Raw genomic sequence first — 12829 nt, 5'->3', positions numbered from 1 at the left:
TAAAGGTCATTGCTTATCTCCATTTACTTCTATGTACGTTCAAATGAGACAAGTAAACTTTTAAATTCTTATTTTTTGATTTTCATATTCATTTATCACTGCATCAATGCTTTGAATTAATTCTGCAAAAGGAGTAGCCAACTCTTCAATTGAAGCAGCATGTGCAGCCAGTTTTTCTACATGAACTACTTTTTTCTGTAATGTTGGCACGCCCGAAAAACAACATGCTCCATGAAGTTTATGAGCCGCTTCTCCTAATTTTTTAATGTTTTTATCATGCATTAATTGAATGAATTCTTCTCGGTTCTGATGTAATTCTTCCACAAAACGCGCAAGAAACTCTTCTGCCAACGCTTGATTTCCTGAAACTTTCTGTACGCATAATTGCCAATCAATCGCAGCATGTTTTGCTTTATCAGCGATTCGAATGATTTGGGTGAGTAATTGTTTTTCATCAATAGGTTTTTGCAAGCAAAAATCGACGCCCGATTTTTTCAAGTCAATACTATTCACATCTCTTCCATTTGCACTGATTAAAACAATGGGGGTATGCCGATTAAGTTGTGATTTTTGACGAATGAGCCGAGACGCTTCTAATCCATTTATTTTAGGCATTTGTAAGTCAAGTAAAATGAGATCATACTTTTTGTCATTACAAGCCGAGACAGCCATCTCACCGTCGTCTACCGCAGTCATGTTTGCATGAGTACCTAATAGCGAGTTAAGAAGCATTTTGTTCACTGGATTATCTTCTGCAATGAGCAAATTAAGCCGCATAAAACGTAGTTGCTCCCTTAGGCTATCCAATTCATGATTTGTTGGTTTTTCAACATTTTCTAAGCTGGTAAGCGATTCAATTACATCTTGAAGTTTTTGAATACTAATTGGCTTATATAAAAATCCTTGAGCTCCAAGCGCGGTATAATCATTAATAAGCCATTTAGAAACCAATACATAGGGGAAATAATTATGTTCTGAGATTAGTTTGCCAATTTTTTGTTCATAGCCTTTGTTAATATTGAGAAATGCAATTTTACAGTCTTTGTTATTCTCGAGAGCCTTCGCAAGACGATTAAAGGAGTTGACCGCGACACATTGTATTCCCCAATAACCTAAACCATTACAAAGCGCTTCTAAATGCAGTGAATTATCATCAAAGCACAACATTTTAAACTGAGCGAAGGGGTGTATTTGATTCTTTTCTATTTCATAAGCAGCCAGCTTTTCAACTTTGACCTGAGCAGTAAAGCTTGAGCCTTTATTGAGTTCACTGGTAAAAGAAATACGGCCATGCATTTCTTCACAAAGTTTTTTGCAAATGACCAAACCAAGACCCGAGCCGCCATATCGACGCGTAATGCTTGTATCTGCCTGGTTAAAGGCTGTAAATAGTTTACTTTGATCCTCAGGAGAAATACCCAGACCTGTATCGGTAATTGTGATACTTAAAGTGTAATCCTTATCTGTTTCTTGCTCTACTTTTGTGCGAACTAACACATAACCATGATCGGTAAATTTAACCGCATTGGTCACCAAATTAGTAATAAATTGCTTGATCCTAAAAGGATCGCCTAAAATAATTTTGGGTACATTGACATCGGTTATAGGAATTAAATCAATTCCCTTTTTATGAGCAGTGGGCGCTGCAAGAGTAAGAACTTCATCAATACAGTGACGAATATTTAACGGAATGCAATCTAGATGAAGTTTTCCGGCATCGATTTTGGAAAAATCGAGAATGTCGTTAATTATTCCTAATAAATCTTGGGCAGAGGCTTTGATCGTTTTTACATAATCCAATTGTAATGGATCAAGCTTGCTTTCCAATAAAACATTGGTGAATCCAATTACTCCATTCATCGGTGTACGGATTTCATGGCTCATATTGGCAATAAATTCTGATTTTTGCCGGCTTTTTTCTTCAATTTTCTTCTTTTCAAGTGAGAGTTCAATATTTTTTTCTTCCAGCAGTTCGAGACTTTGTTGTAAATCTTCAGTAGCAACTTCAATATGTTGATTCAAATCCCGGATTGTTTCGAGGTATTTTTTTTGCAAATGAGCACAACCTTGCTCAATAATGCCTAACTCACCTGGACTTGTTGTTTTAATTTCGGTTTCAAATTCATTCCGTAAAATTTGCTTCATACTTCGACGTAAACGGGAAATAGGTAAATAAATACGTTTGGAAAGAAAATAGTGAATGGTTAGTCCCATTAGCAAACCAAATAAGGTAATAAAGATGGTAACGATGAGCATTTGATAGCGTTTTATTATCATAGAACGCGTATCAATATCGATGGATAACCATCCTAGAATGTCATCCGCCCGGGTGGCCATGGGGCTTAAGAGCTTCTTGAAAGGGGAACTGGAATAAAGATTGAATTTTGGAATAGTAACGGGTGCAATAAAATTAATCGTAAAAGGATTTATTTGTTTGCTTTCAATGTAATCTCCCGTGAATTTAGGGGGATCAAACGGTTTATTCAAAGAGTGTTTTCCACCGCGATATGCAAGTAATTGTCCATCACTACTGTAAAAGGCAAGTGCGATTACTTCGGGATTGATGGTGGATGCATTAATTAAACCCTGTAAAGTACGATCATCACGCCGCAGCATAGCATATTGTGCTGCAGGTAATAGTTGGCGGATATACGCTTCTCCTAATCGGGACATGTGTTGCTTTAAGTCATTACCAAATAGTCCATTATAAAAAATAGCGAGGAGCAGGGCGACTAGAAAGGCTGGAATTAGGGTGGTAATTCTCAGTTGATACTTAATACCAATGCGTTTCAAGATAACTCACCAATAGTTCGAGTAATACTTATATTTTAGCCTGAGTAGGGCATAGTGTAACCTGAAATGATTGTACAATATCAAGTGACTTGCTTCACCCAGGCTGCAAAGTCAGTTATTATAGCCCGATTATTTTATTCCTTACAATGTGGAACAGATTATGACTGTTAGAACCCGATTTGCACCAAGCCCAACTGGATTTTTACATGTAGGTGGGGTAAGAACTGCTTTATTTTCATGGCTTTATGCAAAACGCCATCATGGTGAATTTATTTTGCGCATAGAGGACACCGATCAGGAACGTTCTACTCAAGAATCGGTGCAAGCTATTCTAGATGGTATGGCTTGGTTGGGTATGGATTATGCTGAAGGTCCTTATTATCAAACGGCGCGTTATGAGCGATACAACCAGGTGGCGCAACAATTTTTGGACGAAGGAAAAGCTTATCGTTGTGAATGCAGCAAAGAACGTTTGGAAGCGTTACGAACGGAACAATTAGCTGCCAAAGAAAAACCTCGTTATGATGGTCATTGTCGAGATAAAAATTTGCCTTTATCGGATAAGCCTTTTGTAATCCGTTTTAAAAATCCGGAGCACGGAACTGTATCCTTTCACGATGAAGTATATGGCGAAATTCATGTAGCCAATAATGAGTTGGATGATTTGATTTTGGTGCGTTCTGATGGCCATCCAACCTATAATTTTGCTGTGGTTATCGATGATGCGGACATGAACATTACCCATGTAATTCGCGGGGATGATCACATTAACAATACCCCACGACAAATTAATCTGTTTCAGGCATTGAACGCCTCTATCCCCGTATTCGCTCACTTGCCTATGATTTTAGGGGAAGATGGTAAACGTTTGTCTAAAAGGCATGGTGCTGTCAGTGTATTGCAATTTAAAGAATTAGGTGTTTTACCCCATGCGTTGTTAAATTATTTAGTTCGTTTAGGCTGGTCATATGGGGATCAAGAAATTTTCAGCATCAATGAAATGATCGAGCGCTTTGATTTGAAAAATGTAAGTCGTGGTGTTTCCAGTTTTAACTATGAGAAATTATATTGGTTAAATCAACATTATCAAAAAAATGATCCAGTTGAGGATGTTGCTGAGTCCTTGCGTTGGCATTTTGAGCAGGCGGGAATTGATATATCCAATGGACCTAAATTGACTGATTTGGTTTCTATTCAAGCTGAGCGGTGCAAAAACTTGAATGAAATGTGTCAAATGAGTTTATACTTTTTCACTGATTCGATTGAGTACGATGAAGCTGCGGTAAAAAAGCATTTACGTCCGGTGATTCTGGAGCCATTGACCGCACTTTATGAGCAGTTGCACAAGATAAGTTCCTGGGAAAAAGATCATTTACAAGAATGCATTAATGATGTCAGTGCAAAATTTGATATCAATATGGGGAAGATAGCCCAACCTTTACGAGTAGCCGTAACTGGCTCGAGTATGTCACCATCTATTGATATGACATTAACTTTATTAGGCAAAGAAAGGGCATTAACCCGTCTTAACAATGCTTTAGAACAGTTAAAAATTAGAGCACAGGCAACTAGCTGATAACCACTTATGGACTGCAGGTTGATTTAGAATATTAACCTGCAGATGTAAGCTCGTATTAAATCACATACTGAATTAATAGGAGAGAAATTTTTTATGTAACAAGGATGGTATCTTATGAAATTAAAATCAATACTCCTGGGGTTAGGCTTAATTCCTTCTTTGATTTCGCCAATATTGTTCGCTGCTTCAGAGGCAACTTCTAATATTACAGCTCAATTACAGAACGTAATTGATGATTATTATACAAAGTACAATCAAAAAGAAAAATTCACTGCTATTGCAGCCTCTGTTTTAATTCCTCAGAATCAAACCAATTACCAAAAAGAAATCAAAACGGTGTTGCACGGGACTATGGGATATCCTCCTCTATCCCAACCTATTACTCCAAGCAATTTATTTGATATTGGTAGTATTACTAAATCATTTACGGCGTTGATTATTCTGCAATTGCAAACTGAAAATAAATTGTCTTTAGATGATCATTTAGGAACATGGTTACCACAATATCCTAATTGGAAAAATGTCACTTTAAGACAGCTATTAAACATGACCAGCAGGATCCCCAATTACTCTGCAGATGATGAATTTTCTAAGAAAATGGAGTCTCATTTGGATGCCGTTTGGACTGATGAAGAGTTACTTAAGTATGCCCATCCGGAAAAACCACTTGAGACGAAAAAGGGAAATCTTTTTGAATATTCAAACTCTAATTATATTTTAGCTGCTTTAGTTATAGAAAAAGTAACCAATGATACTTTTGCCAACCAATTAAAATTGCGAATTCTTAATTCTCAAAACGGTTTAAATGATATGTTTTATTTGGCTGGGCCTGATGGTCAGTCTCTAGGAAAATCGATTGAGGCTCGGAGAGTTCATGGATATTTTTATGATGAAGCAGAGAATAAACTAATTGATACTTTAAGTAATGATCTCTCTTGGGCTGGAGCTGCGGGTGCCATTGTGGGTACAACTGAAGATGTCGCTCGGTGGGTTCAACAGCTTTATCATGGCACATTAATTAAGCCGATTTTCAGAGAGCGGATTCTAGCCGAATTAGAGTCTGTTGTATCAATGAAAACAGGAAAAACTATTCCTACAGTGACAGAAAACGATCCTTCTGGATTTGGCTTGGGTGTGGGATATCTTTACGATAAAGATCTGAAGCAACGTTTTTGGGTGTATAAAGGCAGTACCTTAGGGTTTCGGGTCATGTATTTTTGGCAACCCTGCAATAATGTGACTACTGTAGTTGCTTTAAATGGTAAGGGAGGGGAGGGAAATCCTAAGTCTAGACTCGGTGACGAGATTATTAAAGCAAACCGGAATTTGTATAAAGTAATTTTGCAAAATTACCCCGAATTACAGTGCATGTCTTGAGTCATCCTCTTTGCTCCTTCTTTTCCATTTAGAAGGAGCTCTTTCTAATTTCACCGATAAAACCTTTACCTTTTATTATAAATTCGATTCTAGTTGGTTTGCGTACATTTCATGTGATACAATTTGCGCTCTAAGTTCAAAAGATAATGATTATGTCAAAAAATAGCCCACCGCCTGATTTGCTAAAAGTTAATAAAAAAACGGATCATTTTTTTATTTCAATTAACAAACAAGGACCGCATGCTTTTCTAATGCTGGGGGTATATGACCAAAATAAAGTCCGTCGTTTACTTTGCCGCGTAGGTAAGTTTGGCTATCCCAGTGGGGCGAAGTGTGACCTTCATTTAATGCCTCAACTACCAAAAGATCTCACAGCATATAAATACGACTATATATATTGTCAGGATCAAGGTATCCAAAAGTTGTATTACGTTCGCCAAAAAGTAGTAAAAATTACTGAAAATGGAGAAGACACCGATGGAGAAAAAACTAAAAAAGTACCGTATGCTGAAGAAGTGAATATTGCTGATTATGATGAATTCAATAAAAATATAAATCAAATTAACCCTCAGAAAGCTGCCCGATTACATCTAAGTGCTGAGCAAGTTCTTCAAATAATTACCTCTAATGGAGGCCATGTTCAGACTATAAAAGCAGATTATTTTATGCAAATGGATTTCCTCTGCAATTCTCTTTTTTTTAAGAATAGGGGACAATTAACGGATGAAGGGATCTTTCGAAAAAAAATACAAAGGGATCGAATCAGTTATCAAGCGTACGATATATCCTATGAACAATATCTCGAGTTTGTCAGCATATTAGAAAGTTTGCGCGCCCATAACGAATTTGAATATTACAAGCCCGACTCAACAAGCGGGGATGAAGTCACATTAAAATTAACTAGCACGAAAATTGCATCCTCCCCCGATGTAAAACCCATACCGAACGATCGTTTAAATAAAATAAAAGCGAGTATTAGTGAGTTACATATTGGTAATACATGTAGGCATACAGCAATAGAGCTTCTTGAGACCGTTCGGCATGCTCCAGTATCTTCTTTGGTTTCATCTATCTTTTTTAAGGATTTACCTTGTGAAACGGTGTTGGAATACGGCAAGCCTTGTAAAAAAATCCCATACTATGTACTTCCACCACCCCCAGTAACCATCGTTGAATCAAATAACACAAAGAAGAAAGTAATTACAATGCTGTACTCAAGAATGGAAAATATGCTACTCCTGGAGCCTGACTCTTCTAGTACTCAGAAGAAATTCTTGAGACTCAAAGAATTATATTTAGACATAGTGGGACCCAGTAAAAGTTCATCTATAGAGCAATTATTGAGATATATCCAGACTTGGAAAGATCAAAATAAAGGTGATTTACAAGTTTTGAGAAAAACATACTTTTGGGATGATCTTCCTTTTATTAAACGACAATCGTCCACTATGAAACTGATAAATCAACTTGAAGAAGAGCTTCAAAAAAATAAAACACCTGAACTAAGTAGTTAGCGAGTATATTGGGTGTTCTATTGTGAATCTAAAAAGATTATTATAGATAATTCTAGGGGGTTTCTTATCGAAACCCATCAGAGTAGCCTAGGTAAAGCGAGACGGAACGGGAACTTATTTTTAAAGCTGGGTTTTTCCCCGCTTTACCCAAGCTATTATCTGAGCTGAGAAGTTGTAACCTTGATAATTGACAATGAATCAAAGGAGTGGATATGAAACTTTATTATGCTAAATCAGCATGTTCATTAGCGGCACGTATTGTCCTTAATGAATTGGGTCGCACTTTTCAGGATGAAGAGGTTGATTTAAAAGCTAAAAAAACGAAGTCTGATGAAAATTATTTAGCAATTAATCCTAAAGGTGCAGTACCCGCACTTTATCTCGATAATGGAGATATACTTACAGAAAATCAGGTCATTTTACAATATTTGGCAGATAGTACACCGGGTCAAAAGCTATTAGCTTCAGTGGGTGATTTAAGAAGATACCATACCCTTGAATGGCTTAATTATGTTGCTACCGAATTACATAAGACACTAGGTATGTTTTTTAATCCAAATCTTAATGAAGAGACAAAAAACATGTTTATGTCGCTTGTTAATACGAAACTAAAATTTGTTAACGAGCATCTTGCGAAAGGACCCTATTTAATGGGCAAGGATTTTACACTGCCAGATGCTTATTTATTTGTAGTGCTGCGCTGGTCTTATCATTTTAAAATAGATCTTTCGTCGTATAAACATTTAGAACAGTTCATGAAAGTTGTTGCAGAACGTCCAGCTGTAGTGACCTCATTGCAACAAGAAAAATTATAATAAGTATTTATTTCTAGCTAAATTAAGAACGTTCGTATTTTCGTTTAATACGTGTTTAATTCGATCGTTCTTTTTTACTTCAGGGGATAAGATCATTACTCACAGTGGTTATTTAAGAGGTGAGATATGCCTATAAAACCTAGTTTTAAGGGTGGTATAGATTTAAATTTTTCCTCACAAAGTAATTTTGAACCCATAGAAGGGGTGGCTAAAGAAAATCAGGCTTCTATTATTGCTCGCAATGCCGTACGTTTTTTAATGATGGGCTGGACGAAGCAGTGGACTGAATTTCTAACTCCTTCAGTGGCTCATGCCATTTTTGTAAAACGTGATCATGAATTATTAAGAGAATTACGTTTTGCTTTTCAGCAAGGCTTTTTGGAGCTTTTTGAGCAATTAAAAAATAAACAATTAACTAAAGAGCAAGAAGAACAAGCTCATCTTTATTTAAGTAATTGTTTAACATTACTTCCTTATGGAGATTTAACTCCTTATGAATCCATCAAAATCCCTCAATGTATTAATGGAAATTGGGAGCTTGTCGAGTACCAGGTTAAACCCATTGAACTAACAAAACGCTCAGGATGGGCGCGGTTTTTTATTCAAGATACCGATCGTGTGTTTGCTTATGGACTTGAACCCCTTTTCCATAAAGGTGCGGAGTCGCATTTAATTTTTATGGGAACAACTTACCCAGCGGGACAAGGTTTTATACCCCAAGTGAATACTGATTCCAATGGTTCTGAAACAGTTGGCGAATCTCTTTATATTATGGGGCGGAAGAGAATTCACGAATGGCTGAAATCCCAAAAAAATAAGATCCATGTATGTGGAGTAAGTTTGGGAGGATCTTTAAGTTTATTGCTTGCTATTGATAGAGGAGAGTATCAACTTTCAAGGGTTGATGCATTAAACCCAGCAGGACTTCATGCCAACAAACGAAAGTATGATTATTGGGATAAATTAAAAGATAAACCTCTAGTTGTCGTACAAAAACAAGGAAATGATCCAGTTTCAGCTTTTGGGGTTTGGAAGGATGATTGGTATATTATCCAAGTCACTCCACCAAGTGACAAAAAAGGCCCTAATGGATTTTGTGACCATTTTTTAAATTATGCAGGCTTTGCCGAAACACAGTTCGATTACATTGAGGCAGAAGAGGATAATGCGAAAAGAAAAACACGTAATTTTTGGCTCTATAATCTCGGTAGAAGTTTAATTTATGGTCTATTCTTACTTCCCTATACTTATCTGGTACGGCCACTTTTTTATTTTCTCGCGCACAACTGGAAAATTACGGTGCCTGTATTAGGAATTTTAGTGTGTGCCCCTCTTGTAGTTGCCGGTGTTTTACCACTACTTGCATTTATGGGCATAGTTGGAGGTTTATTTGCTAGCGTTTTTATATCTTCCTTTTGTTTTCCTAAAAATGGCATTTCAAAAGCATCGTCAGCAGAACCTGAGCTTGCTGGAAAGGAAGGACTAGCTCAATTACACGATCCTTCTCTTGCTCGTAATCCCACTATGGATATTTATAATAAAAGTAATGCTGTAGAAGTCGATTTGACTTATCAACAAATCCATACCTATTATGATGTGATGCGTCGTCTTGTAAAAGGGAAACATTTTTTGCCGAGCGAGGAAAAGAAAAGCAAACATGTTGATGGAGTTACTAAAAAATTCTTACTAAAAGAATGCTCGGAGCCCCAAAAGCAGGATTTGGTAGTGCCTTTTAGAGTTACCCGAGCCAAAGCAGCTCATATTCGACATACTTTAACTTTAGTGGAACAACTTGGAGTTGAGAATAAAAAATTAAAGCCAAGTTTAGAAAAATACTACACTCAATATTCTATTGGCAAGCATAAATAGTTGCACTCGTACTCGATTTAGACTTCTTTTTACTAGGTATATCATTTTATGATTATTAGGGATAAGGAGATAAATTTGTCTGAAGGAACAGTTTTTAAAGGGGGCTTAGAACTTAAGTTTGTTGACCCACAAGAATTTGAATCGCTTGATGGAGTGGATCGTGCTGACTACGCTCCTATTTTAGCGCGTAATATATTGCGTTTTTTTACTATGGGATGGACTGAATCCTGGACTCAATTTTTAACCCCAGCTGTCCTATATTCATTTTTCTTTCAACGCGACACTGCTTTGTTAAGAGAAGTTCGTTTCGCCATGCAGCAAGGTTTTTTGGAACTCTTTAAACAATTGCAAGGCAAAAATTTAAGTCGGGAAGAGGCGGAACAGGTACAACTCTATTTAAGTAACTGTTTGTCTATGCTTCCTTATGGTGATTTAACCCCCTATGAATCCATTACCCTACCTCAATGTATTGACGGACATTGGGACTTGGTTGAATATCAAGTTACCCCAATTGAATTAACAGAACCACACTGGTGGAAGAGTTTTTTTACTTATGATAATGACCGTGTTTTTGCTTATGGACTTAAGCCCCTTTTCCATGAGAAAGCAGAATCCCATTTAATTTTTATGGGCACTACTTATCCTGCAGGACAAGGTTTTCTTACCCAAGTAAAGACTGACACAATGGGATTTGAAACGGTTGGTCTCTCTTTATATCGTAGTGGACGAGAGAGAATACGAACGTGGCTAAACCAACAGAAAAACACGATTCATGTGTGTGGGGTAAGTTTGGGAGGTGCTTTAAGTCTATTGCTTGCTATCGATAAAGGTAATTATAAGCTATCACGGGTGGATGCTTTAAATCCTCCTGGACTTTATGAGCCTCTATTTAAAAGAAGCTATGATCATTGGGATGACTTAAAAGATAAACCTAGGGTAGTAGTGCAAAAACAAGGTAATGATCCGGTTTCAGCTTTTGGGATTTGGAAAAAGGATTGGGAGATTCTTCAAGTTGTACCCCCACAAGACAAACAAGGACCTAATGCATTTTGCGATCACTGTTTAAATTATGCAGGATTTGCAGATACCGAGTTTCAATATGTTTCTGCGGAAGAAGACAATAATCAACGTAAAACGCACCATCTTTTATTTAATGCGATTGCGAGATCCTTTCTTTATTATTACGTTTTAGTTCCTTACACCTATGCAGTTCGTCCATTTGGATATTATATGTTGAACAAATTGCTTCCTCAAAGCTCTAAGACTTCGTTAGAAAAGAACATCCTGGGATTAGCCAAAATACATCATCCCTCGCTGATGCGAAATCAATCAATGGATATGTATCATGCAAATAATACTGTTGAAATTAAACTTACATACCAACAACTCAATACTTATTATCAGATAACACGATGCTTAATAAAGGATAAAAACTTCTTACCAAGAAAAGAACAGGAAAATAAACATATGCAAGGAATTACAAAAAAAACTTTATTGACCGAAAGTGACGATACTAAGAATGCTCATTTACAGGTCCCTTTTAAAGCCACCAAAGCTAAGGCATTCCATATATTATCTACTTTAAGTTTGGTTCGCCAATTAGGTTTGGATAATAAAGAGAAACTAAAATCTATATTGGAAAAACACTATGAAACCTATCGTTTAGGTAAGCATTAACTATGTTAGCATGAGTGCTGTGCCGCTAGAATGACGTTGTTATTTGCGAACCCTTCTCTAACACTGATGGCAATAAACATCACTTAAAAACGAAAAATTAGATGTCCGGCGATTGAATAAAGAAATGGATAATATGCGTCGGCAGGATTAAGCTGCGACTCTCCATAACCTGCAGTAAAACTTCCGGCAATTTCACCCATAATTCGTTCAGTAAAATTATAATTAACACCCACACTAAAAGCAGGTCCCGGTCGCCAATCATCTACCACAATATCTTTACGATGGACACCAGCCACTCCTGCGCCAGAAAAAATTTTCATTTGCGAGTGCGGAATAGGGACCATAAGTTTTCCCATCAAAGTTAAAGTCTCAGTTTGAGATGCTAACGTATCTAAACCATCATGCTCGAAACTGAATAAACTTATGGGATCGAAAAAGACATTTGCTTCAGGAAAGTGCACGTAATTTACTTCAATTGCAAAATATCGAGTAAATTCGTATCCAGCCATTACTCCCCAAACACTTCCACCTTCCTCAACATCTGTAGGTGTGGATAACATTAGGGCAACATTTTGATTTTCCTTAGTGGGAACCAAACCCGTCCAGGTAGTTGAACCAAATCCTCCAATGGCACCGATATAAAAAGGGTGATGTGGTAGATTTTCTGTCTCAGCCAGACAATACGGCGTAGAAAGAAATAAGAATGAGAATAAAAATAATTTCGATTTTTTATCACGCACAATAATTACTCTACCAGGATTCCTTAGATCGTTAGCATTGTGTTGGGCCGTAGCCCAACCTTAATCATGTTATGATTTTAATTTATATAAATTACTGACAGGGTTTTTTGGTAGAACTACATATTCTGCCTCGAGAATCAACTCCTCCCAGACGATAGCAATTCCAATTATCAAGACAATCTTGTTTTGTAGTATAAGGTTGAGCTGCGCATGCTTTATCCAGGGATCCATAGACACTCACCATACGTGCATAAAGCATATTCATATCTTGACACATACCAGAAGGCAAACCGGAAGAAGTACAGTAGCAAGTTGCAACTTTCTTAAATGAGGAGCAAAAATTTACATCATTCGTAGGAACTGCATTACCACAAGAACTACCATATGAAAAAGCAGAGAAACTGAGTAAGCACATTAAACCTGCAAAAAATCCTCGTATCATTTTTAATATCCTCTATTTAACTC

The 12829-nt window shown here is 36.9% G+C and carries 9 protein-coding genes; 6 read left to right on the top strand and 3 right to left on the bottom strand.

Going from position 1 to position 12829, the window contains the following annotated elements; all coding sequences use genetic code 11:
• Positions 1–60: 60 nt before the first annotated feature.
• The gene (gene letS / locus ACWTE2_RS19555) at positions 61–2796 is read right to left on the bottom strand and encodes a two-component system sensor histidine kinase LetS (RefSeq protein ID WP_454784430.1); all 2736 of its coding nucleotides are present in this window, start codon (positions 2794–2796) and stop codon (positions 61–63) included.
• A 157-nt stretch (positions 2797–2953) separates the two neighbouring features.
• Here letS and gltX point away from each other — a divergent pair, with 157 nt between their 5' ends.
• From gltX to ACWTE2_RS19525, 6 genes are all read left to right on the top strand, one after another.
• Positions 2954–4369 (top strand): glutamate--tRNA ligase, encoded by a 1416-nt coding sequence (gltX, locus tag ACWTE2_RS19550; protein WP_182390958.1) that lies wholly within the window; start codon positions 2954–2956, stop codon positions 4367–4369.
• 117 nt (positions 4370–4486) lie between these two features.
• Positions 4487–5749: a serine hydrolase domain-containing protein gene (locus tag ACWTE2_RS19545; RefSeq protein ID WP_454783976.1), complete on the top strand. Its 1263-nt coding sequence runs from the start codon at positions 4487–4489 to the stop codon at positions 5747–5749.
• 152 nt (positions 5750–5901) lie between these two features.
• Entirely contained in the window at positions 5902–7263 is a 1362-nt protein-coding gene (locus ACWTE2_RS19540; RefSeq protein WP_454783975.1) for a hypothetical protein, read from the top strand.
• Positions 7264–7475: 212 nt separating this feature from the next.
• The gene (gene gstA, locus ACWTE2_RS19535; RefSeq protein WP_454783974.1) at positions 7476–8078 is read left to right on the top strand and encodes a glutathione transferase GstA; all 603 of its coding nucleotides are present in this window, start codon (positions 7476–7478) and stop codon (positions 8076–8078) included.
• A gap of 126 nt (positions 8079–8204) precedes the next feature.
• Entirely contained in the window at positions 8205–9947 is a 1743-nt protein-coding gene (locus tag ACWTE2_RS19530) for a hypothetical protein (protein WP_454783973.1), read from the top strand.
• Positions 9948–10022: 75 nt separating this feature from the next.
• Positions 10023–11624, top strand: coding sequence for a hypothetical protein (locus tag ACWTE2_RS19525; RefSeq protein ID WP_454783972.1), 1602 nt, complete (start codon positions 10023–10025; stop codon positions 11622–11624).
• A gap of 83 nt (positions 11625–11707) precedes the next feature.
• Here the strand turns inward: ACWTE2_RS19525 and ACWTE2_RS19520 are convergent, their stop codons facing one another.
• Complete coding sequence (locus ACWTE2_RS19520) at positions 11708–12364, bottom strand: hypothetical protein (RefSeq protein WP_454783971.1); 657 nt, start codon at positions 12362–12364, stop codon at positions 11708–11710.
• 91 nt (positions 12365–12455) lie between these two features.
• On the bottom strand, positions 12456–12806 hold the full coding sequence (locus tag ACWTE2_RS19515) for a hypothetical protein (protein WP_182390952.1): 351 nt from the start codon (positions 12804–12806) through the stop codon (positions 12456–12458).
• Positions 12807–12829: the final 23 nt, after the last annotated feature.

It is taken from the genome of Legionella nigrisilvae, from assembly GCF_977063395.2.
This window is presented reverse-complemented; position numbering and strand designations above follow the sequence as displayed.